Here is a 22,282-nt window from a genome sequence, read left to right on the forward strand (position 1 = left end):
GGATATTACCCGGCGGTGCGGCTCATTCTTGCCGTGAAATCATCACTTTATGAAGTGAAGGACTGAGGCAACAAATGAACTTACAGCAAATCTGAAATGCATTTTCGCTGCGTACATAAGAATGTCCAAGCCGACAGAAAGACATTCTTGAGGGTATATCTATCGGATCGCATAAGATTTGTCCGCTGCTGCATAAACCAATCTCAAACAAAAATTAGCACGTAGAAGTTCCGTTGCTTCGCATTAAAATTTTCTTAAATAAGGCGAATAGATAATAAATATTTATTTACTATTGACATATTGCATAACAATCTTATATTATTAGGTAGTTATTATTAATGACGGTAATAATTAAGGATTTAATCGTTTAAAAGAAAAGGAATTACCGTTGTAGGGAAAATCGAGGCAATTGTTCGTTCCGATAAACTTGATGAGTTTCGTGAAGCGTTTTTAAAATCAGGGATTCAAAAAATGACGGTTACGGAAGTTCGGGATTATGGAGACTCTACAGCGCATACTGAAATATATCGAAGCATTGCATTCTCAATAGATACAAAGGCTAGAGTGAAGGTAGAAATCACTGTTGCTCAAAAAAAAGTGCCTCATGCGGTTTCAATACTGAAGACAAAAGGGCAAACGGGAAAAGGAGGAGAAGATAAAATACTTATTTCGACGGTCAATGATATCAGTTAGGTCTCTTCAAATGGAATCGAGAATCCGTTTGATAGATCAAGGGTGCAAGCGATAAGTCAATAAAACCACACAATGAGAGATTGTTCATGAAGAATTTTATAACTATGACAGTGTTATTTACTTCTATAAGTTTTTCAACGGGAATTCGCGCTGCCCAATTAGTCGAACCTTATCATCGATGCTGATGTAGTCCGGTTGTCGGCCGATATAACTCAGATTTTTCGTTAAAACCAATAATTCAAATAACAATTTTTAGAACAGGGATAATACTATGAAGTTAGTAAAAAATATCATCTTTACGATGCTCGCGATCTTTATGATAACGAGCTCGCGTACCTATGCTACACCATCAACAATTATCTGGATTCCTTCTGTGGATTTCCAAGGATATAAATCGTTCCATCTTGGCATTGATAATTATGCTTACGATTTTAATAGTGGAAAACCATACAGCGGTACGGCATTCCCAACAGATTTCGGTTTAACTGTCGGAGTATTGCCTGATTCCGTCGTACAAGCGGAAATTGGCTTTGATTACATGACGCCTCAATGGTCACCTTTCATGCTGAATGCCAAAGTCGGAGTCCCGGAGGGAGCGCTTACCGGTTGGTCCCCCGCGATAGCGGTAGGAGGATTTGGCTTCGGATTTCTGAAAAATGTGACGGACTATAATATTTTCTATGGAATAGTTGGAAAGACTTTTCCCGTCTTAGGACGAATTGAACTAGGATTCTTTTCTGGGAATAAGACACTGCTGGTCGATCTTTCAACCGGAAGCGCGGATAACTCTGGAGTTTTACTTTCGTGGGATAGGCAAATTCCGGAGATCAGCGAAAACCTCTGGCTTGCTGTCGATTATCAAGGTACCAAAAGCAGTTTTGGTGCATTAAGCTATGGACTTGCATGGACATTTTCAAAAAACGTGAGCGTTATCTTTGCGCGAGACGTTTTCAACGCTGATCTCCCAAGCACGTTTACGATGCAATTAGACATCAATATATAATAACGACTCATTATTAAGCAGAGAGGAATAGTATGAAAAAAATTGAAGCAATTATCCGGCCACATAAGCTGGAAGATATACGTGAAGCACTCTTGGAGGCCGGCATCCATGGAATGACAGTTTCAGAGGTACAAGGGTACGGTAGACAAAAAGGGCATACGGAATCCTATCGTGGCTCCGAATATAAAATTGAATTCCAACCCAAGGTAAAACTGGAGGTCGTCGTGGCAGACCAACATTTGCAAAATGCGATTTCTGTCATCATTAAAAAAGGGCAAACCGGATCGGTGGGAGATGGTAAAATATTCATTTGGACCATCGATGATGCAATTCGCATACGAACAGAAGAATCAGGTGAAACAGCGTTATAGAGCGCTATATACTTATTCATAAAACCAAGGTGAAAGCATATGAAAATTTTTTCTAAAGTAAACGAAAGTGGAGGATCAATGACCACGTATCCGAATAGTCTCCTCAAACGCTTTATCGATAATATTCACAATCCCATTCGCTGGCGCAACTCCGGCCTTCGAATGTTGGGGAAACTCATTGGAGTTGCCGCCGTGTTACTTCTCATGTGGGAACTCACTCCGGCTGTTGCAAGAGCAGGTGATGCACCTCTTCCGCAAATCGCGGTCATCAATGCAATCAATACAGTATGGGTGCTGGTCGCAGCATTTTTGGTTTTCTGTATGCAGGTCGGTTTTGAAATGCTGGAAGCCGGATTTGCCCGTTCCCGTGAAGCGGTGAACATTCTGGTGGAAGGTATTGCCGATACTTCTATTTGCGGTGTTCTTTTTTGGGCATGGGGTTTTGCGTTTATGTTCGAACCGGGAACTCCCTGGATCGGCACAACCGGATTTTTCTTACAAGGGTTACCGGAAACATATGGATCAACGGGTGTACCAGTATTAGCGTTCTGGGTATTTCAATTCGCTTTTGCAGATACCTGCTCCACGATTACATCAGGTGCCATGGTAGGACGTACGGGATTCATCGGAGATCTGCTCTATAGTGTCGGCGTGACCGGTTTTATCTACCCAATTATTGGCCACTGGGCATGGGGACCGGATGGTTGGTTAGCAGTGATGCAGCCTTTTGCGTTCCATGATTTTGCCGGATCAACTGTTGTCCATACAATCGGTGGTGCTATATCTCTCGTTGGAGCTTTGGTTCTTGGACCTCGTCTCGGCAGAGTATTTAAGCGTGACGGAGGCGGACCAATGCCGCCCCATGACATCATTTTAGGTGCACTCGGCGGGTTGATTCTCTGGTTTGGCTGGTATGGTTTTAATCCGGGAAGCACATTGTCTGCCCTGGATATTGTCGGCATTGGCAGAGTATCATTTAATACAACGTTAGCTGCATGTTCGGCTGGTTTGACAGCGATGTTTTATTCTTTTATTCGCACAAAAAAACATTGGGATTTAGGATTGACAGTGAATGGTTTTCTGGCAGGCCTCGTTGCCATTACCTGTCCATGCTATTGGGTGGATCCTTTTGGAGCTTTCTGGATAGGCGTCGGAGGAGGGTTAATCGCCGTGTGGGGAATGGACTTGCTGGAGTATTTGCGAATTGACGATCCGATTGGTGCTGTACCCGTGCATATGTTGGGCGGCATATGGGGCACACTTTCATTAGGCCTTTTCGCGACAGGAGCCTTCGGTGCGCCAACCCCTACCGGAGTCGATACCAGTTCAGTCGTTACAGGCTTGTTCTATCATGGCGGTTTTAGCCAATTGATTGCTCAGGCGATTGGCAGTGCTTCCGTTGTAGCAGCAACGATAGCTGTCACCTTTGTGTTGATGTATGCTGTAAAACTCACCGGTACTCTTCGTGTATCGGAAGAAGGTGAGATGGAAGGTCTTGATTTGCACGAACATGGCGTCACCGCTTATCCTGAATTTGTCATTTCCCGGATACGCAGGATTTCAAAACAAGAGCAAGAATAGGATGTTTCCTTAACAAAGTACAAACAAAAGGCTCAGAGTATTCTGAGCCTTGTTAATTAGAAATTGCAAATTGATTGCTTACCTCTCCGACCGCTTGCAGCGATCGGAGAGGTCTTTCAAGAAATAGCGGAAAGGAATTAGGGAAACAAAATGAAAATGAGGTAGAGTCCGACACTTTGTCGGACGATGTTCAACGTCCAACTACGAGATGGACTCTACAACTCCAGCGCTTCCTGATTTACTTTCTTCTTGCCGGTATGCTGCGCGGCTTTGAAAGTGATATTCACGCTTGGAAGTTTCGGGCGCTTGCCGGCGGTGAGTAGGAATCGAGTGGAAATTTGAGGTAGAGTCCCTGCCTGACGGCCGGCAGGCGACGCCCTGTCGGACGGTGAATTTGGTTCTTCAATATTGATCCAAATTGTATCACACTTCGTGTGATTTTGTTTAATGCCTCCGGCTGAGATGGGCTCTACCATGCTTTTTGAAATCTTGCTTGTACACACATATTTGGGTAGATTTCTTCTGCAATGCGTATCTCAGAAGATAAAATTGATGAAGTCCGAAATGCCGCCGACATCGTAGAAGTAATCGCTGCCTATGTTCACCTGAAAAAACGCGGCAAGAATTATCTTGGCCTGTGCCCATTCCATACAGAAAAAACACCATCGTTCACCGTGAGCGCAGAGAAGCAGATGTACCATTGCTTCGGCTGCGGCAAGGGCGGAAACATCTTTACTTTTTTGATGGAGATGGATAAAGTTTCGTTTGTGGAATCTGTGCGGTCGCTTGCTTCGAAGTTCGGTATTACCATTCCGGAAGAGAGCAAACCGATGACCGAAGAGCAAACGGAGTTTGAAAATTACTATGCCGTATGCCGTTTTGCGGGAATGCACTTCTTCAAAAATCTTACCGAATCGGATGAAGGCAAAGAGGCACTTCAGTATTTTTACAGGCGCGGATTTACGGATGAAACCATCCGCACGTTTGGACTTGGTTATGCGATGAACTCGTGGGATGCATTCGTGCAAAAAGCGCAAGAAGAAGGATTTAAATCAGAAGACATCGCCAAAGTTGGATTGGCGCGAGTGCGCGATGATGGCTCGCTGTACGATTATTTCCGCGGTCGAGCGATGTTTCCGATTTTTTCAACGCAAGGGCGTGTTATCGGTTTTGGCGCCCGTAAGATGCGCGAGGACGACGCCATCGCCGGCAAGTACATCAATTCACCGGAAACTCCTATTTACAATAAAAGCCGCGTGTTATATGGATTGTTCCACGCGAAAGATTCCATTCGCCAGGAAGACAACGCGCTGATGGTGGAAGGATATGCAGATTTAATTTCGCTTTACCAGGCGGGAATTCAAAACGTCGTTGCATCCAGCGGTACCGCGCTGACGGAAGAACAACTCGTGCTTATTGGACGATATTCGAAGAATCTTACGCTTGTGTATGATGCAGATACCGCCGGTTCCAGCGCAACTGTACGCGGGATCGATCTGGCGCTTGAACATGATTTGAATGTCCGTATCGTAGAATTGCCCGAAGGTGACGATCCGGATTCGTTTGTGCAGAAGCATGGCGGCAATGAATTCCGGGAACGTCTCTTGAACGCCATTTCTTTTATTGATTTCCGAGCGAAACAATTTCAGCGGGAGGGAGCATTTACTACAGCGGAAGGAAAAACGCAAGCCGTGCGATCGCTCGTACAATCTATCGCGAAGATGAAAGATGAATTAAGGCGGAATTTTTATGTGAAGGAAGTAGCGGAGAAATATGACGTCTATGAGAGTGTGCTCTTTCATGAATTAGAGCAAGCACTGTCTCAGGGAAAACGCGCGCAGCGATCCGAAAGTTATCAAAAGTCAAATTATGCTCCGCGTCAAGCAGGCGCAGAGAAGCCGGCTGTGCCAAAGACGAAAATAATCCCCCCTGAAGAACGAGACATCTTGAAACTGATTCTTGAAGGTAATCCTGATGTGATTCGTTTTATACTCTCAAATATTTCTTTGTTACAGTTGAGCGATGATCGTGCAAGGAAACTTGCCCAGCGCGTACTGGATTTGTACGATGAACGCGGAACGATTGATGCACCTTCGATTGTTAGTGAAGTGCAGGAACCGGAGCTGAAGAACCTCATCACCGATCTTGTGTTAAGCCGGTACGAACTAAGCCCTCAATGGCAAGAAATGGAAAAAGAAATTGATGTGCCTGATCCGATGATGATTGCAAAAGATGCCGTCGTTACTGTGCGTCGTAAAGCAATCCAGAAGGAAATGGAAGAGAACCAGCATGCGCTGAAGGAAGCAAGTATACGCCGCGATGATGCAACACCGTATCTTCAGAGGCAACAGGAATTGCTGCGGTTAAAAAAGGAAATTGAATCTCTTTAATTATATGATTCGTTCGTTTTGCAGTACATAGAACTTTAAGGAACCCATGAACCCGTATGCAATTCATCGGGAAGAAACACAGAGAAAAGTTGGAGTTTGAATATGCCGCGAAAGACACCATTGATGATTCATATAATACCCGGTAAATGCGATTACTGCGGTTGTTGTGTGGGTGTGTGCCCCGAAGATGCAATCGAGTTGATGGAATCGCGTATCTCTATTATAGATGAGCGATGCACAAATTGCCGCAAGTGTGTATGGGCATGTCCGTGGGAAGTGATTCAATTTCATCGAGAAGGAGTGGGGGAGTTCTCCAAAACTCAGCCAATGTATTTGAATGAACTCAAAAGTTGAAAGTAGATGAGTTGCTGAGCCTATGTGTAGATGAGTAAAAAGGAATGAGAAGAAGAGATCGATACTATGCCGGCCGATAAAAAAACACTGAAAACTGAATGCTGATAACTTAAATCCGAAATCAATAAATCATTCAATCACAAAATCACTAGATTCAAACTGTATGTTTAAAGATAAATATGATGTCATCGTCGTCGGTGCGGGACCGGCAGGATCAACAGCAGCACGATTTGCAGCAGCAGGAGGCGCCTCGGTACTCATGCTGGAGAAAGACCGCGATGTCGGTTACCCGGTACGGTGCGGCGAAGCAGTTAGTCACGAAGGGGTAGTGCAATTTATTCAGCCGGATCCGAAATGGATTGCAGCAACTGTCACTCGCTTTCGCCTTGTTGCGCCAAATGGAAAATCAGTTATCCCGCGGCTTGATGGAACGGGATACGTGCTTGAGCGGCGCTTGTTCGATTATGAATTGGCAAAATTAGCGGCAAACGAAGGTGCAGAGGTTATTACGAAAGCGTACGTGTATGACCTTCTCAAAGATGATGCTGGTAAAGCCGTTGGAGTGAAAGCGCTCGTGAAGGACAAACCTGTCGAAATTCAATCGCGCATTGTTATAGGCGCCGATGGCGTCGAGACACGAGTTGGTAAGTGGGCGGGAATCGATACCGCAAGTTCCATCCACGACATGGAAAGCTGTGCGCAGATGACGATTTCAGGAATCGATGTTGAACAAGATCTTTTAGAATTTTACTTTGGGGAAAACGTTTCACCAGGTGGATACGTGTGGGTTTTTCCAAAAGGATACAAAACGGCAAACGTCGGTTTGGGAATTACAGTTGAGGAAGCAAAGAAAAAATCTGCGATACAATATTTACAGGAATTTGTAGAACGTCACTATCCACACGCCGCTGTGCTGACACATATTGCCGGCGGAGTACCATGCGCCAAAACGTGCGATACGTTAGTGAAGAATAATGTGATGCTGGTTGGCGATGCAGGTCATCAAGTAAATCCGACTTCCGGCGGCGGTATCGTCAGTGGAATGATCGGTGGAATGCTTGCCGGGCAAGTCGTGGCTGAAGCTTTAAAGATGAACGACCTTTCGCATTTGACCGAATACGAAAAGCGCTGGCAAAAACGTCTTGGCTGGCGACACGAAGTATTCTATAATATTAAAGAAGCGATCTCAAGTATCTCGGATAAAACGCTGAACAACATTGCCGACAGCGCCCTTTCACTTCCCGAAGATAAACGGACAGTCGGTGGTATTTTTCGTACAGCATTGTGGAACAAGCCATCCATGCTGATTGAGGTAGCGAAGGTTTTTGTGTCGTAGCTGCGTGATGGTACGTTTTGAAAGGTGCAAGAACTTTCGGTAAAATATTTAACATTCTATCATCGATAGCATGATAATCCGCCAGAATCTTATATAAGAGAATGAAAAAAATGTTTGATAAGATATGACATTCCTATTGCAGGAATGTTATACGGTTATATAGCAGTATAATTAATATTTAAGATCTAATGGAAAAAGAATCAGAGCAATTTGAAAAGCTTACTAAGGAACTCTTTGAGTTACTGAGGAATGATCCGAAGATTGAAACTGTAGAGCAAAACGTTCTACTTGAAGGAATTGATGGACCAAGACAAATCGATGTTGTGATAAGAGGAAAAGTAGGCCCGATAGACATACTAACCGTCGTGGAATGCAAGGATAATAGTAGAAAAGTTAATATAGAGACGGTTGATGCGTTCCATTCAGTAGCGCTAGATGTAAAAGCGAATAAAGCAATCATCGTGTCAAGTAAAGGATTTTCTAAAAACGCTATTTCTAAAGCGAAAAGATTAGGAATAACCTTATGCACATTACATGATGTAAAGTATGATAAGTGGAAATTTCATCCCGGTATTCCGGTGACTATAGAAGAAATTGAACTTTTAGATCTTTCCGACTCGTATGAATTCATTGCCACGAGCACATCGCCTATTATTTATCCAGTCTTCTGTAATGGTATTCAAATTAGAGATTTGTTCTTTAACGAATGGAATAGTGGCAAAATATTAAAACTAGAACCTGATAAATTGCATTGTTGGGAACCAAATATTGATAAGCCGTATCGTATTCTTAATCAAGATGGAGAATACGTCCCTATAAATAGCCTTAATGTATCCTATAAGACAAAGAAAAATATCTATTTTGGATACGTTGGGCAATTAGATTATACTAAAGTCATTTTCTTCGTAGATCAAAAAGAAGGAAGAATGATTTTTGATGAGAACATAGGTTTTAATTACCGAGAGAAATTTATAAAATTAAATTCGAAAGAAAAGGTTCCTTTTAATGAAAAATTCTCGATAAAATTTTGTGTGAGAACTGCAGTTAAAAAAATATCTCAACCAAAATACAAAATAGAACCAACTATATCCTAACTCCGCGCCTCTTCAACGACCCATTCTTCGATGCGCCATATTGAGTTGTTTAGTGTTCGGTGTTTCGGAATTAAAAGATGATATCAATGAAATTAATCCTATACCAGCGGTTCGTTATAAAAGTTGGAGGAACTTTCGAAAGTTTCCTTTAGAGGTATTTATTTTACCATCAGCATCTTTATCGTTTTTATGATGGGGACATTACCATCTTGTGAACTTGCTGTGCATCTTGCAAAATAGATACCGCTTGCGAGACGATGGGCATCAAACGTGACAGTGTAATATCCTTCTTTCGTTACTCCATCGACCAATGTTGTTACTTCACGGCTGAGCATATCGTACACCCGTAGGGACACAATATATTGTGTCCCACCATTAGGAATTTGATATTCGATCGTCGTCGTCGGATTAAACGGATTAGGATAATTGGGAAATAAAGCTATGCAGGCAGGTATTTGATAAGCATCAGCCCTGACGCAAGTCTTTTTTCTTTCAATAGTAAAATTCCTTACCCATTCGTACATTTTCTGCCAGTTTTCCAGCAATGCTTCATGTCCGCCTGGAAAGGTCACAAAAGCAAGATTAGTATTTCCTGCAGTTTGCAGCAATTGATGCGCCGTTTGGTTGACACCTAACAACCCATCCTGAGTACCGCAAACGAAAAAAGCGGGAACATCTTTTAAGTTTTGTGCAGCGGCTGTTGTAAGATAATTATTGTTATTATACCACAATGCGCCGGCGTATATTCCCAGCGCTGCCCATGTGCCGGCGGATTTTTGTCCGATACCCCATGCTCCATAGCCCCCCATCGAATGTCCCGTCAAATATTTTCTTGTGGAATCCACTTTGATCAACTTCTCGACTGCCGTAATACTCTCCCAAACGTCGGTTTCGCCAATTCCCTCATACCAGATGTTCCCTCTTCCCCACGGAAACAAAGAGTAACCGTCTTCAAACGATTTTTCAACGATAAGATCGGGAGAGAGATATCTCGCCATATATTCAACCGGATTACTGTACGGATCGTACAGTCCATGCAGCGTTACATACAGCGGATAAGATTTTTCAGGATCCCAGTTTTGCGGCAAAAGGAGCCAGGCCAGCGAAACGACGCTGTCCGCTGGTGAAGTCCACGAAATGATGAATGGACGCTTTCGCTCTGTGTAGGATAAGAGCCTGCTTGCATTCGATAATATATTGGTATCAGAGAACGTGGTGTACATTTTCTTCACAAATGATATTTCATACTCCGATAATTCTTTTGCCTGAAGAACGTTGATCATGAAGCCGCAGTGCTGTTTAAAAAAAGGATTGTTGGAATTCAGAGCGAGATCATTCAATAATCTAATAAATTGTGATACAGTGTCTGTAGAAGCTGCAACCTGGCTGGCAACATTCTTCGCCGTTTGGTCTCGTGGCGTTCCGGATTTATATTGCCCATAGACGTTAAAGATCATTATAAGGGTAAGGAGGAATGTTTTCATCAATACTTTTCCTTGATATTCATTTCATAAGAGTCATTTTTTTTCTGTTCAAGAAATGTACCGATCTGAATTCTGTAAAGATAACGCCACTGCTCACGTTACCAATCCCATCAATGCTGATTGAAACAGCGAAGGTTTTGTGTCGAAACAAAATCGGATGGGATATCATTTAGTTCTGCAGAATTCATCTATCACTTCCATTGGTTCTCCCGTCAAAGTATCAACTACGCTCGTTCACTGAATGGTGATATTGAACTTTGAACCGTCTGGTTGCACTCTTCGCAGAAGTTTTTTCCTTTTACATCAACCTCTTCCGCAGAAGTGGAGGAATGCATAACGCACTCAGGATTGTGGCAATGAATGAGTCCGAAGGTATGGCCGAGTTCATGAATCGCTTCTTTCAACACTCGGATTTGCTCCAATTTTGGATTTGGATCCAATCCGTAAAGTTCTTCTCTCAATCTATACGTTGATAAGACGGCAATGCGCCCGTCTAATTGGGCTTCACCGAAGACATAGGTCAGTACCGGTACGAAAAGATCAACTGCTGTAATGCCGATGATTTTTCCAGAATGCTCTGGAACGTGATTGAGGAGTGTGGAGATTATAGAAGTGGAGTTAAACTGGTTGCGATAGGAATCAAACGCGAAGGATGGATCAAGATACCTCGATTCTTCAATGGAGACCGGTAGTTCAAATGCGTTGGAAAGCGGTGCGACGAGTGCCGTCAACTCCGCATGATCGACCGGACGAATCGGAACGATCAGAATAGAAGACATCACCTATGGTCTCTTTAGTCCGTACTTCGTAATTTTATTATAGAGTGTCACTCGGTCAATGTCAAGAATATCCGCCGAACGAGAGATGTTCCATCCGGTACGGTTGAGAATCATTTCCACTTGCGCCCGTTCGACAACGGCAAGTGAATCTGCTTGCAAGCCGTGCGCTTTGGATGCAAGTTGGAACGGTAATTCAGTGTGTTGGATTGCCGGCGGCACTGCAAGTACCATCGCACGCTCCATAACGTTCTCCAGCTCACGAACATTTCCAGGCCAGTCGTATTGTACCATAATATCCATCGCGTTTGCGCTTATTTCTGTAACGGCTTTGTGCATAATGGCAGCGTATTTGCTGCGAAAGTATTCGGCGAGCAAAGGAATATCCGCACGGCGTTCGCGCAAGGGTGGGATGGACACCGTGAAGACATTTAAGCGGTAATACAAATCTTCACGAAACGAACCATCTTTTACTGCAGCTTCAAGATCGCGGTTCGTGGCGCAAATAACACGAAAGTCGCTGGAAATAACTTCGCTGCCTCCAACACGTGTAAATTGTTTTGTCTCAATCACTCGCAGGAGCTGCACTTGCATTTTCTGACTTACATTACCAATCTCATCAAGGAATATCGTTCCACCATCTGCTAACTCAAATTTGCCTTTACGGCGATATTGCGCCCCTGTGAACGCGCCTTTTTCGTGGCCAAAGAGTTCGCTTTCCAACAGACTCTCCGTCACTGCACCGCAATTCACTGCAATAATTGGGAAGTACCGCCGGTCACTGTTCGCATGAATTGCCCGCGCAATAAGTTCTTTACCGGTTCCGCTTTCACCGCGCAGCATCACTGTCGTATCGGTCTTTGCAACGGTTTTCGCTAACTCAATAACCTTTTGGATCTGCTGACTTTCGCCAACGATGTCGGTAGCTTTGGCGATATCAGAAATCTGTTCGCGAAGCTGGACGTTCTCTTCAACTATTTTCTTTTGCTTGAGAGCATTCGCTACAATGTGTGAAAGGTGATCAGGATCGATTGGCTTCGTGACATAATCGAATGCACCTTCTTTGAGCGCCTGCACTGCGCTTTCAACTGACGCGAATGCGGTGATCATAATAATACCGGTGTTTTTATCGATCTCCTTCAACCGCTTTTGAAGATCGAGTCCGCTCATGCCCGGCATTTTAATATCGAGCAATGCTAAATCCCACGGACCTTCGCTCATCAATTTAAGCGCGTGATTAGCATCTTCTGCTGCCTCGACTCGGTACCCATCTTGACGGAACCACTTTGTGAGCGACTCGCGAACAATGAGTTCATCATCGACGATCAGTATGCTTTGCGGTGCAGATTTTTTTCCAGCCATAATCATAACCTCTTTAGAGATTTCAAATGTTAGTTTGCGCGGATTCCTTCAGCGCGGTTTGTCGTGGTAACGTGATTGTAAATGTTGTGCCAACGCCTGGTTTCGAATCCACAGTGATCGAACCGCTGTGTCGTTCGATGATACCATAAACGACAGACAGACCGAGGCCGGTTCCCTTACCATCTTTCTTTGTTGTGTAAAACGGCTCAAAGATGTGCGGCATCTCATCTTCTTGAATGCCGGTACCGGTATCGCTTACGGCGATTTGGACTGCATTCAAATATTCAATTTCGTTCACAGCGATGTGGAATGTCCCACCAGCAGGCATTGCCTCCACAGCATTGATCTCAAGTGCCAACAGTGCTTCTTCCAGCTGATGCGCATCACAATAGAGTATCACCGGTTTCTCTTCTATCTCGACTTCAGATAGTATATTGTTCATTTTCAAATGATGATCGATGAGCTTGAGACTTTGTCCGATGATGAAATGCAAATCAGAGTCTTTGAACTCTCCAACTTTCTCGCGCGAGAAGAGGAGAAGGTTTTTCACGATGTTGCCGCATCGTGCAGTTTCATCGGCGATAAGAGTAAGTTCGCTGATCATTTCTTGTGTGCCTTCTGTGGAAAGGATTCCGCGCTCTAATTTTTTTCGAAGCAGTTTGGCGTATGTCAGAATACCTTCAAGCGGATTATTGAGTTCGTGCGCGACTGTAGCAGCAAGCGTGCCGAGTGATACCATTTTCTCAATCTGTACCATGTGTTTTTGCGCTCGACGAAGTTCTTCTGTCTTTTCGGAGACACGCTGTTCCAGTGTTTGAGTCCAAGCGGTGAGTTCCTTCCGGGCACGTTTCAATTCTTGCGTCATCTGGTTGAAAGAAATTGCCAGATATCCGATTTCATCATTCGTCTGTACATCAATTTGATGGTCTAGATTTCCTTTGACGATTTCCTGTGTGCCGACAGCAAGCTTCTTCACCGGAATATTTACCATTCTCCAAATGAATATTGTTACGAATCCTGTCAGCACAACAAACAATGCAAGCGATCCATATATCTGTGTCCGTTCGAACTTCGCAATGTCCTGATCAACATCCTGCAGGGGGATCATGACATCTAAAATTCCTAATACAGTTTGAGAACTGCTGTGCGCATGGCAGTTGCTGGTTGCGCAGCCCGCATCATTGCGGATAGGAGTGATAATACCGATGACGCGGTACCCTTTTGGTGATTCGAAAATGCGCGTTAGCGTGGGATCATTCTTTGGGACAATGGGCTTTCCTGTACTGTGGCATCCGATACACGCCTCGGCGGTCATATCAACACTCTTACCGACTTCGGATTCTTGTGTTGAAAAGTTGACGATCCCCTTTTTATCGATAATGCGTATTCGTTCTATACGAGGCTCATTTCCAATGGTCTTAATGATTTCGTAAATATCTTCACGGCGATTGAGCAGCATACTGTAACGTGTTGATCGGCTGATGAGATCGCTGATGTTCGTAGCAGATTGTTGGGCAGCGGCTATATATTTACTTGACTGCCAATCCACAAGAAACATCGTGAATAGTGTTGTGCCTGCGGCTACTATAACAGCAACACCGAGAAAAAGCCGAAAGCCAAGTAAATGGAAAAATCGTCTCATTTTCAAAATCAAGTTGAAATAATATACAGTTTTATGGCAAGATTTGTGCCAATTAATTACAACCAGGAAGGGTTGACAAACTCAACAATCTGAATGGAAATATAGCTTAAAGTCTCAATAAAAAGAAAATTACTCTTATAAATTAGATAAATTGGTAAGGATTGGTATAACGACAATTAATAGAATTGAAAAAGGCCTGAAATGGTAGGTGCTTTGCTGGACGGTAAAAAATCTTATATTTTTTCGATATTTTCAAATTCCTCATCCTCATGACGATAGTCACGTGCCCGTGGGGCATGTCGGGCTAGTTGCGCAAAGACATTCATTTTTACCTAATGTTGTGCAACATGAAATGAAAAATATAATGCCTCTGTCATCATAGATAACAGAGGCGAGGAATGGCAATAAAATGAAATTATGAAGGAAAGTGCGTTATTCGATTGACAACTTCTCTATAGATTGTTGGACCAAGAATACTTTCAATAGTGCCCGTACTGATACCGCCATCAAAAAGTGTTATTCCGGCGGATGGTTGAAGATGTTGAAATGTCTGTTTAAAAATATGTTCTGCAGTATGGAGAGTTCGTTTCACCAAACGCTGAGAATCGGTTGAAGAAGTAAAACTGTTTAATCCTTTCGATTTTGCGGTGATCTCCATAATCCATCCATCATGAAATGGAGCATCGTTTAATAAATTGGGTTTTTGCTGCAACGCTGGATTGAATCGAGTGATTGTTGCTTCGATGGGAGAACGCAGTGTAATTGCACCACCTGGCAAGACGATCCAACAGAACGGGTCGTGCCGATGGATGTTCGCCGGGGCTTTTGAAATGACAATGCTTAAAATCGGCTGGAAGAAATTTGCGAGGATATGATTAATTCCAACCTTATAATTGCCTGTCTCATTTTGCTGAATCCAAAATTGTCCGCGGCTGTATGTCCTATCTTGAGGAACAGGAACAGTGCGAAGATGATCGAGCCGCTTCTTCAGTATGTCTTTAAAAAGTGCATCTGCTGTCATCGCCCTGCCGTTAGCAGACTGCTCCATTTCTTGTGGAGTAGTCGGTAAGTTGTTGTGCTCATGTTGCTGAGTGACATTCATATGAAATGCGCACTTCTCGCAGCGATATTCCTGATCGCACAGTTTGAATTCAGTGACACCTGCATCCATCCAGACACAGCGTAACTCGCCTTCAGGTATCACACTGTTTGTTGATTGATTTTTCATGTTGAGCAACCCTTCAAATATTCTTTTGAACCAATTCGGTTTAATGAATTGGAACATCTATAAACGTAACAACATCTTGTTGTATCGCAGTTTTCGCTTCTTCCTTGCGAGGTTCTGGAAAGATCGGTAAGTACTGCACTGCAAGCCGGAAGATTGCAAATCCGAGCGCCACGATCATCAATGTAATTGAAATTTCTGTCCAGGCGGGGAAGTACGCCGTACCTGCACTGCGTTCGATAGCTGTAATCGCAATGTTTAATCGATTAAACACAAATCCCATAACCACAAGCAATGCGGATACAAATAATCCTGTCGTTGTGGCTCGCACGCGCGGACTGATAAGCAACACCATTGGAACGATAGCGCCCAAACCAATTTCTGCCCAGTACATTATTCCTTCAAAATTGAAATTGAAGACGTACGACCAGAGTTTCAAGTTATTGATGTCTTCGATCTTGAGTACAAGATAGACCGCGAGTGCTACAACTGTGACTTTCGCGATCTGTGAAAGAATATTGATTTCAATCTCACGATGGAACGCGCGTGAACTCAAAAACGATTCGATGATCACCATCGCCGGACCAACCGCCACTGCCGATGTGAAGAAAAGATACGGCAGGCTGGAGGAATACCACAGCGGATACACTTTTTCCGGTATGATAAGGAAAAGCGATCCGAGCGATGATTGATGCAAAGTGGAGAGGATGACTCCTAGGATCACCATGGGAATAGTGATTGTGTGGAGAATTTTTTGGGGGCGTTCGAAATTCAACTTTTCAAAAATAATCGGACTAAATTCCAACGCGAGTACTGTCGAATACAGCATCACGCACCAGCCGACTTCAAACATCACCGAATGCGGGTTCCACATAATAATCGGATGCCAGACATTCCAGGGTCTTCCCAGGTCGAACATCAATCCGACAACGACAAGAATATAACCAAGAAATGCGGTTAAGATCGCAGGGCGCAGAATTGGACGATAATGTTCAAGGTTGAAAATATAAACAGACGCCGCAACAACAAAACCACCGGCTGCAAGTCCGACACCGCACACGACATCAAATCCCACCCACAATCCCCATGGAAATTGATCGCTCAGATGTGTCGATGCTCCTAATCCCCATCCAAATCTGATGACTGCAGAAACAAATCCTGCCGCCATAATCAACCAAAATACCACAGTCCAAAATTTTAATTTAGAAAATAATTTCGATATCATTTTTGTATCCGTTATTTACGATTGTTTATGAGAATGTCCATGATTATCGCGCGATTCCATCTCTTTCAATTTCAACTCGTACGCTTGAACCTCTTTCCGCCTGTTGGTAATCCACCAGACACCGGATAAGAGTGTGCTTCCCCAAAAGACATAATTAGGAATCTTGGAAAGAATTTCCCACGTGAGATTCGGCATGGGATGGTTTGGTAAGTTTGTTTTCAATCCGAGTTTCTCGAATGGTTTATCTGCAAGATAGAGAATAGATGTGCCGCCTGCTTCCCGCACACCATAGATGGACGGATAGTACTTGCCGGGATTTTCGTACATCCGTTTTTGTGCCTCTTGTATGAGTTCGTCAACTTTGCCAAACGTTCTTGCATTTGCCGGGCATGCTTCGACGCATGCGGGTTTGCCGCCTTTTTCAACACGCTCGTGGCAAAGGTCGCACTTTGTTACTTTTGGATTCACACTGTCCCATTGGTACTTCGGAATATCAAACGGACATGCTTGCATGCAATATCGGCATCCCATGCATTTATCGGCATCATAAACGACTGCGCCCGTGGTTGTCTTTTGAATTGCACCGACCGGACATACCGATGCGCACGTTGGCTCGGCACAGTGCATGCACATGCGCGGAACATTGGTTTCATCAACCTGCAAAACAGCGGTGTTCAGCACAGATGAGAGTATATGCTTGTCGGAAACTGGGTTTCCCCAGCGCTCAGCGTCAGCCGCTTCACATGCATAACACCCGATGCAGAGAGTAGTATCAATTAAAATTCCATAACCAGACATAGCTGCTTCTCCAAAACAATGAATTATTCTTTATATGACGCTCGCCCGATCTCGGCCAAGAACAGAATGGTTTTCCATCGGCCAACCCGCCTGTCAGGCGGGGAATCTAAAATTAATTTTATTCTGCTTTTAAAAATTCTTTTTGGAAGGCATTCCATGTGTTCTCATTACATTGTTCAAGAACTCCGTTGAGCGGTGCGCCGCCATCAAGCATTGTGGCGCCCGCAGGAGCCGGTACGCCGATTTGCGATTGTGCTTTGATGAAATCACGGAAACGGCTGACTTCTTTTCTCAGCCATCTGGCAGCTTCGTCTGCGATCGTAAGGAAATGCAGTTCGGATGAAATATTTTTCGGAGCGACAACTGCAACCCATCCTGCTATATACGGGTCTTGATGTAAACGATGTGGATCAGCAATCAATGAATCGTTTACCGTAAGCACTTTGCCGGTAATTGGCGCCGGAATTGAGAGCATTCGATTACCGTGACAAACCGTCATCAATGGTTCACCCTTTTTGATTTCAGATCCAAGAGGAGCGACTTCTATTCTCTCAATTTTTCCGATAACTTTTTGTGCGAAGTCATCCACGCCGATGCGTGCATCGCCGGCAAACGTCAACTCGACCCACGCATGTGCCTTGCTGATGAAGTATCCTTTTGGTAATAAGAATCGATCCGCAGGAACCTGAGCTGCAGTTGGAACTGCACTTCGCTGTTTGGCACGATCTCTCAGCAATTCAATGCCAACACAAAGAAGTATTGTGGCGATGACGAATAATGCTACCATGACTCTATCTCCTTAATTTGGATAATTAATTCAATCTCTTAAAAATATGTTTGCTAAGACAATTTCTGTCGAGCTTTCCACTAAATTAGTTCCAATATACGTGCCAAAGTTGAGCGACTTCAATTTATGACTTAAACTTCGGTTTTTATTCTATTTTCGCTGAATATATGCTTTACGAAGTATAAAACAACACTTCATAGTGTTGAACATCCTTACATCTGGTGTTGAAATATTCGGTAGTGTCCTAATTCAATTTCAGTATTATTTGTATTGTTTTCTGTCATAACATTTCACTGCCTTTTAAATTCTGGAATATCTTAATTTCAAGGGAATATTGAAGGGAAATAATATTCAAGTTACCCAAGAATGGTTGTTGAATCAACTCTATTAAGATATTTATTTTCATCCGCTTCTTGATTCAATCTCTGCAACCGCATAGCTTTATAGTGTCAGATTAATGTATTTTGTTCTTTTAAATAGCCAGTGAGGGATAAAAGCTCCGCCGTCTTTCATTTCCCCTTTTAGGTTTTACTTATCCGCCCGCTTTCCTCTTTCAGTTCGGTTTTATAATCGACTTGAACACGGGAAAGCGAGAGCCGATTCAGTATAAACCCAAAAGAAAGGAGGTGATATACATGGCGATTGCTACTAACGCAGCGCAACCAAAGCCAGAAAGCGGATTCGTTTTCTGTAAATACGTTGTGCGCAACGGGAAAACAATCTATCCTAAAAAGGCGAAAGTCTTTCGGATACCATTGAGTAGCTTCAAAAAGCGTAAAAGCTGATTGAAGTGACCCGTTCCCTCACTGGAAATTATTTTCTCAAAGAACAAAAATACTTTATTTTGTACTTGACAACTAAATAATTATTTCGCATATTCATTTAGATAATATTTAGGAGCATTTATGTCAAAGCAACCTACGAGAAAACAGATAACCAACGCAACCCTTGAAGCTTTAAAACCAACGCCACGACAAATCGAGGTTGCAATCCAGTCACTAATAAACCGAATAGAACCCGCCGCCAATCAAATAAAGAAACTGGAAGAAGATCTTGCAGACAGTATGAAAGCCTTAGAATCACTGATTGAAGCCTATCAATTGTTGACCGCCAAAATGCCGCCGAATTTACCCAAATCGTACAAAGAAACTTTTCTGCATCTTACTCCCTCTACAAAAATTGGCGATGCTATGCAGTTAATATTATTCGGCATGAACGAACCACTTTCTAAAAATGAAATCATTGAAAAATTACGGCAATACAATATACGGTTGAGTATGAAACATCCTCGCGTTGTTCTTAATACGGCATTAAAAAATGACAAACAAAACCGATTTAAGGTTAGCGAAGATGGAATGGTGTCTTTGAGGAAAGAAAATGAAAAGTAGGCATGCTCGGAATCTTGTACGAAATCTAAGTTATCAGCTAAAGTCCCGTACTGCTTTTTGGTGTACGAAGACGGCAAAGCTGGAAATGCTGAGTGATAACCTGACCGGAAGGACTCAGCAGATTTCAGAGCATGCTTTTTTTGATTCTTAATAAACAACGAGCTTGCAAGTGTTTCAGCACTCACAAGCTCCGATAATCCAAGCCCGCGTGAACGGACATTGAACCACACTCTAATTTCGTTCATTGCGCGGTAAAAATCAACCCTAAACTTTAGGAGATTCGCAATGAACACCTTATCACTCTCTAAAAAAGCCCTGATTTTGTCAAGCTTAGTTGAAGGGCTTTCCATTCGCAGTATTGAACGCTTAACAAATACCCACAGAGACACGATCATGCGCTTGCTTGTTGAAGCCGGAACAAGAGCAAACGATATTCTCGATAGCCAATTAGTAAACCTCGAAAGTAAATATATCGAAATTGACGAGATATGGACTTTCGTCGGGAAGAAACAAAGACACGTTTTACCGCGTGAAAAAGATAATACCGAATTAGGCGACCAGTACGTATTTATAGCGTTAGACGCGGAAACCAAACTTATTCCATTGTTCACGGTCGGTAAAAGAACCGGAAAAACCGCATATTCTTTTATTTCTGATTTAAGAGGACGCATTAAAACCCGTTTTCAACTTTCTTCTGATTCGTTTGGTGCATATTATGAAGCCGTCCATCGTGTATTCGGCTCTGATATTGATTATGGGCAAATTCATAAAAGATATCGTGAACCAAGCACAAGCGAAAAACGTTACTCTCCTCCATGTATAACAAGCGTAACATTGAAGTCCCTAATTGGCGAACCTATTAGGGAACACATTTCCACAAGTTACATTGAACGCCAAAACTTGACCATGAGAATGCAAATGCGTAGATTTACCAGACTCACAAACGGCTTTTCCAAGAAACTTGATAACCTGAAAGCCAATCTTGCCCTGTATTTCTTTTACTATAACTTTGTTCGTATTCATCAATCTTTACGGGTTACTCCTGCAATGCAAGCAAACGTCACAAATCATATTTGGAACTTTGAAGAACTATTAACTAACCAACAACTAAAACAAGCCGCATAATAAAAGGAGACCTTATGCCCGAACCCCTTAACAAACATGAACAAATTGCGCTCCAAATTACAACGGCACTTATTTCCGGTTGGTACCCCAATGGCTTAACCGAAACAGACCAAGGCAAACAAGCCGGCGAAATCAATAAAATCATAGAACTTTATTCGACCGTTCTTAAAAGAATAAAAGATCGCAAAATTTAATTATACCTATAAGATTTTAAAAATTTTGTTGTTGTTTGACTTGCAACGTTCGCAACTTCTTGGACGCGTCTTGGAAGCTTCTGAAGATTTCCGTATCCATATTCTTGCTCGATAGAAAGAAGAGCAATGAAAACGCGCCAAAACGTTTTAGTTTCCAAATTGATTTCGGCTATCGATTTATCTTTGTTTTCCATAAGTCACCATTTTGAGCAAAACGAATAAGGAAACTATTATGAATGCCTATATGAACGATGAAAATTTTAGAGCGCATGTCATTTCGTCTCTAAAGACTATTATTCATTTGCTATCTATAATCTTGATCGTTATTGTTTCATACGTGGTACACATATCTCTAAAACCTTAAAAGGACAGACTATGAAAGAATATCAATACTGCGAACAAACACTGGATAATCGTAAATTTGCGTTTGTCAAAATTAATGCAGACATACTTAACAACGATGCCAAACAAAAAGAAATATTTAATGTTTTCAGAAATCATTTTACTGATTTTACGATTGCTTTAATATTGCCAACAGACAAAAACAAAACATATCAAATGTTGGCAGAACCAGAAACCACAATATCGGGTAAACTCCAATTACATATATTTGATATTGTCTTTAGCTGGAAGTCTATCAAACTTTAATATGTCAAAAACAATTTCAGAGCTTCCTTTATTTCTTGCACACTTTGCTCGGTTGGCTTGCCATAAGTCCTAATTTGATAAACGCCATAATATCCAAGGCGCACATTCCTTTCGATATTATTTTTAAATCTTTGCTTAGCTACCTCTAAGTCTTCATCATAAAATATTTCTATGGTCACTTTGCTTTTTGGGCGTGGAATTAGGACACTACCAAATATTCGGTAGTGTCCTAATTAGCCATGAAAGTCTTATACATTAACCCACCAATTAATTGCATCTTTGGGAATGGTGGCATCAACAACTTTATGAGTGATTCCCGATTTGATGGAGTCGGCGGCTGTGATAAATCTCTCATTACCGGAGAGACAGGCGGCAACGTCGATGGGTTCTTTCGCTCCTTGAGTGCGTTCTTTGAAAATGTCAATGTATCTCTCCATGTCGTTGTTGAGCGCGGATGCATGTTCTCTGAGTCTGGCATGATCTACGCTTGTGGCGGCTGTAAAGTCCCACTGCAAAGAATGAAGGAGGAATCTACTATGAGAACAGGACAAGCGATTGGGCGCAGCCAAGAAAATTATCATTGCGATAGATTCCACGCTTCCTAAATTATGAATAGTAACGGGAACGGGCAGGGATTTAATAAAATTATAAAGAGTGAATCCATACAATGTGCTTCCACCGCCACTGGATAGATGAATATGAATTTCAGGTGCTTTTTGTCTTACTGCATCTAAACAAACGTTTTTTAATTGGTTGCAACTTTCATAGGAAACTGATGTGTAAAAATGAATCACATGAATTGGCAT

At 42.7% G+C, this 22,282-nt stretch carries 22 protein-coding genes; 12 read left to right on the top strand and 10 right to left on the bottom strand.

Going from position 1 to position 22,282, the window contains the following annotated elements:
- Positions 1 to 408: 408 nt before the first annotated feature.
- The 4 genes from NTX44_00280 to NTX44_00295 all read left to right on the top strand — a co-directional run bounded on the left by NTX44_00280 (position 409) and on the right by NTX44_00295 (position 3,648).
- Positions 409 to 693, top strand: coding sequence for a P-II family nitrogen regulator (locus NTX44_00280; GenBank protein ID MCX6120042.1), 285 nt, complete (start codon positions 409 to 411; stop codon positions 691 to 693).
- A 271-nt stretch (positions 694 to 964) separates the two neighbouring features.
- Positions 965 to 1,696 (top strand): hypothetical protein, encoded by a 732-nt coding sequence (locus tag NTX44_00285; protein MCX6120043.1) that lies wholly within the window; start codon positions 965 to 967, stop codon positions 1,694 to 1,696.
- Between the two features lie 32 nt (positions 1,697 to 1,728).
- Positions 1,729 to 2,067: a P-II family nitrogen regulator gene (locus NTX44_00290; protein MCX6120044.1), complete on the top strand. Its 339-nt coding sequence runs from the start codon at positions 1,729 to 1,731 to the stop codon at positions 2,065 to 2,067.
- Positions 2,068 to 2,106: 39 nt separating this feature from the next.
- The gene (locus tag NTX44_00295) at positions 2,107 to 3,648 is read left to right on the top strand and encodes an ammonium transporter (protein MCX6120045.1); all 1,542 of its coding nucleotides are present in this window, start codon (positions 2,107 to 2,109) and stop codon (positions 3,646 to 3,648) included.
- Positions 3,649 to 3,863: 215 nt separating this feature from the next.
- On the opposite strand, the gene NTX44_00300 is transcribed toward NTX44_00295, so the two are convergent.
- On the bottom strand, positions 3,864 to 4,124 hold the full coding sequence (locus tag NTX44_00300) for a hypothetical protein (protein ID MCX6120046.1): 261 nt from the start codon (positions 4,122 to 4,124) through the stop codon (positions 3,864 to 3,866).
- Positions 4,125 to 4,175: 51 nt separating this feature from the next.
- On the opposite strand from NTX44_00300, the gene dnaG reads away from it, so the two are divergent.
- The 4 genes from dnaG to NTX44_00320 all read left to right on the top strand — a co-directional run bounded on the left by dnaG (position 4,176) and on the right by NTX44_00320 (position 8,822).
- Positions 4,176 to 6,038 (top strand): DNA primase, encoded by a 1,863-nt coding sequence (gene dnaG, locus NTX44_00305; GenBank protein ID MCX6120047.1) that lies wholly within the window; start codon positions 4,176 to 4,178, stop codon positions 6,036 to 6,038.
- A gap of 102 nt (positions 6,039 to 6,140) precedes the next feature.
- Entirely contained in the window at positions 6,141 to 6,392 is a 252-nt protein-coding gene (locus NTX44_00310; protein ID MCX6120048.1) for a 4Fe-4S binding protein, read from the top strand.
- Positions 6,393 to 6,555: 163 nt separating this feature from the next.
- Positions 6,556 to 7,728 carry an NAD(P)/FAD-dependent oxidoreductase gene (locus tag NTX44_00315; protein MCX6120049.1) on the top strand — a complete coding sequence of 391 codons (1,173 nt, stop codon included), beginning with the start codon at positions 6,556 to 6,558 and terminating at the stop codon, positions 7,726 to 7,728.
- A gap of 188 nt (positions 7,729 to 7,916) precedes the next feature.
- Complete coding sequence (locus NTX44_00320; protein ID MCX6120050.1) at positions 7,917 to 8,822, top strand: restriction endonuclease; 906 nt, start codon at positions 7,917 to 7,919, stop codon at positions 8,820 to 8,822.
- Between the two features lie 158 nt (positions 8,823 to 8,980).
- Here NTX44_00320 and NTX44_00325 read toward each other — a convergent pair whose 3' ends face one another.
- The 8 genes from NTX44_00325 to NTX44_00360 form a co-directional block, all read right to left on the bottom strand.
- Positions 8,981 to 10,306, bottom strand: a complete 1,326-nt coding sequence (locus tag NTX44_00325; GenBank protein ID MCX6120051.1) for a T9SS type A sorting domain-containing protein — start codon at positions 10,304 to 10,306, stop codon at positions 8,981 to 8,983.
- 224 nt (positions 10,307 to 10,530) lie between these two features.
- Complete coding sequence (locus NTX44_00330; GenBank protein ID MCX6120052.1) at positions 10,531 to 11,085, bottom strand: archaemetzincin family Zn-dependent metalloprotease; 555 nt, start codon at positions 11,083 to 11,085, stop codon at positions 10,531 to 10,533.
- 3 nt (positions 11,086 to 11,088) lie between these two features.
- Positions 11,089 to 12,444, bottom strand: coding sequence for a sigma-54 dependent transcriptional regulator (locus NTX44_00335; GenBank protein ID MCX6120053.1), 1,356 nt, complete (start codon positions 12,442 to 12,444; stop codon positions 11,089 to 11,091).
- 22 nt (positions 12,445 to 12,466) lie between these two features.
- Positions 12,467 to 14,086, bottom strand: coding sequence for an ATP-binding protein (locus NTX44_00340; protein ID MCX6120054.1), 1,620 nt, complete (start codon positions 14,084 to 14,086; stop codon positions 12,467 to 12,469).
- A 415-nt stretch (positions 14,087 to 14,501) separates the two neighbouring features.
- A complete protein-coding gene (locus NTX44_00345; protein MCX6120055.1) occupies positions 14,502 to 15,314 on the bottom strand; it encodes a hypothetical protein in 813 nt (270 codons plus the stop codon).
- A 40-nt stretch (positions 15,315 to 15,354) separates the two neighbouring features.
- Entirely contained in the window at positions 15,355 to 16,536 is a 1,182-nt protein-coding gene (gene hybB / locus NTX44_00350; protein ID MCX6120056.1) for a Ni/Fe-hydrogenase cytochrome b subunit, read from the bottom strand.
- 15 nt (positions 16,537 to 16,551) lie between these two features.
- Complete coding sequence (locus NTX44_00355) at positions 16,552 to 17,334, bottom strand: 4Fe-4S dicluster domain-containing protein (protein MCX6120057.1); 783 nt, start codon at positions 17,332 to 17,334, stop codon at positions 16,552 to 16,554.
- 118 nt (positions 17,335 to 17,452) lie between these two features.
- A complete protein-coding gene (locus tag NTX44_00360) occupies positions 17,453 to 18,121 on the bottom strand; it encodes a hypothetical protein (protein MCX6120058.1) in 669 nt (222 codons plus the stop codon).
- A 905-nt stretch (positions 18,122 to 19,026) separates the two neighbouring features.
- On the opposite strand from NTX44_00360, the gene NTX44_00365 reads away from it, so the two are divergent.
- The 4 genes from NTX44_00365 to NTX44_00380 all read left to right on the top strand — a co-directional run bounded on the left by NTX44_00365 (position 19,027) and on the right by NTX44_00380 (position 21,476).
- The gene (locus NTX44_00365; GenBank protein ID MCX6120059.1) at positions 19,027 to 19,509 is read left to right on the top strand and encodes a hypothetical protein; all 483 of its coding nucleotides are present in this window, start codon (positions 19,027 to 19,029) and stop codon (positions 19,507 to 19,509) included.
- Positions 19,510 to 19,794: 285 nt separating this feature from the next.
- Positions 19,795 to 20,634: an IS1 family transposase gene (locus NTX44_00370; GenBank protein MCX6120060.1), complete on the top strand. Its 840-nt coding sequence runs from the start codon at positions 19,795 to 19,797 to the stop codon at positions 20,632 to 20,634.
- 14 nt (positions 20,635 to 20,648) lie between these two features.
- Positions 20,649 to 20,828, top strand: coding sequence for a hypothetical protein (locus NTX44_00375; protein ID MCX6120061.1), 180 nt, complete (start codon positions 20,649 to 20,651; stop codon positions 20,826 to 20,828).
- A 375-nt stretch (positions 20,829 to 21,203) separates the two neighbouring features.
- Entirely contained in the window at positions 21,204 to 21,476 is a 273-nt protein-coding gene (locus NTX44_00380) for a hypothetical protein (GenBank protein ID MCX6120062.1), read from the top strand.
- Between the two features lie 248 nt (positions 21,477 to 21,724).
- Here the strand turns inward: NTX44_00380 and NTX44_00385 are convergent, their stop codons facing one another.
- The gene (locus tag NTX44_00385) at positions 21,725 to 22,282 is read right to left on the bottom strand and encodes an ATP-dependent Clp protease proteolytic subunit (protein MCX6120063.1); all 558 of its coding nucleotides are present in this window, start codon (positions 22,280 to 22,282) and stop codon (positions 21,725 to 21,727) included.

This window comes from Ignavibacteriales bacterium, assembly GCA_026390575.1.
Taxonomy (GTDB): Bacteria; Bacteroidota; Ignavibacteria; order UBA10030; family UBA10030; genus Fen-1298.

Excerpts from the sequence above, each read along its gene's own strand:
- NTX44_00365 (MCX6120059.1), top strand. The coding sequence starts at position 19,027 with ATGTCAAAGCAACCTACGAGAAAACAGATAACCAACGCAACCCTTGAA.
- NTX44_00295 (MCX6120045.1), top strand. The coding sequence starts at position 2,107 with ATGAAAATTTTTTCTAAAGTAAACGAAAGTGGAGGATCAATGACCACG.
- NTX44_00370 (MCX6120060.1), top strand. The coding sequence starts at position 19,795 with ATGAACACCTTATCACTCTCTAAAAAAGCCCTGATTTTGTCAAGCTTA.
- NTX44_00285 (MCX6120043.1), top strand. The coding sequence starts at position 965 with ATGAAGTTAGTAAAAAATATCATCTTTACGATGCTCGCGATCTTTATG.
- NTX44_00375 (MCX6120061.1), top strand. The coding sequence starts at position 20,649 with ATGCCCGAACCCCTTAACAAACATGAACAAATTGCGCTCCAAATTACA.
- NTX44_00325 (MCX6120051.1), bottom strand. The coding sequence starts at position 10,306 with ATGAAAACATTCCTCCTTACCCTTATAATGATCTTTAACGTCTATGGG.
- NTX44_00330 (MCX6120052.1), bottom strand. The coding sequence starts at position 11,085 with ATGTCTTCTATTCTGATCGTTCCGATTCGTCCGGTCGATCATGCGGAG.
- NTX44_00335 (MCX6120053.1), bottom strand. The coding sequence starts at position 12,444 with ATGGCTGGAAAAAAATCTGCACCGCAAAGCATACTGATCGTCGATGAT.
- NTX44_00300 (MCX6120046.1), bottom strand. The coding sequence starts at position 4,124 with ATGGTAGAGCCCATCTCAGCCGGAGGCATTAAACAAAATCACACGAAG.
- dnaG (MCX6120047.1), top strand. The coding sequence starts at position 4,176 with ATGCGTATCTCAGAAGATAAAATTGATGAAGTCCGAAATGCCGCCGAC.
- NTX44_00315 (MCX6120049.1), top strand. The coding sequence starts at position 6,556 with ATGTTTAAAGATAAATATGATGTCATCGTCGTCGGTGCGGGACCGGCA.
- NTX44_00340 (MCX6120054.1), bottom strand. The coding sequence starts at position 14,086 with ATGAGACGATTTTTCCATTTACTTGGCTTTCGGCTTTTTCTCGGTGTT.
- NTX44_00385 (MCX6120063.1), bottom strand. The coding sequence starts at position 22,282 with ATGCCAATTCATGTGATTCATTTTTACACATCAGTTTCCTATGAAAGT.
- NTX44_00310 (MCX6120048.1), top strand. The coding sequence starts at position 6,141 with ATGCCGCGAAAGACACCATTGATGATTCATATAATACCCGGTAAATGC.
- NTX44_00345 (MCX6120055.1), bottom strand. The coding sequence starts at position 15,314 with ATGAAAAATCAATCAACAAACAGTGTGATACCTGAAGGCGAGTTACGC.
- NTX44_00355 (MCX6120057.1), bottom strand. The coding sequence starts at position 17,334 with ATGTCTGGTTATGGAATTTTAATTGATACTACTCTCTGCATCGGGTGT.
- NTX44_00360 (MCX6120058.1), bottom strand. The coding sequence starts at position 18,121 with ATGGTAGCATTATTCGTCATCGCCACAATACTTCTTTGTGTTGGCATT.
- hybB (MCX6120056.1), bottom strand. The coding sequence starts at position 16,536 with ATGATATCGAAATTATTTTCTAAATTAAAATTTTGGACTGTGGTATTT.
- NTX44_00290 (MCX6120044.1), top strand. The coding sequence starts at position 1,729 with ATGAAAAAAATTGAAGCAATTATCCGGCCACATAAGCTGGAAGATATA.
- NTX44_00380 (MCX6120062.1), top strand. The coding sequence starts at position 21,204 with ATGAAAGAATATCAATACTGCGAACAAACACTGGATAATCGTAAATTT.
- NTX44_00320 (MCX6120050.1), top strand. The coding sequence starts at position 7,917 with ATGGAAAAAGAATCAGAGCAATTTGAAAAGCTTACTAAGGAACTCTTT.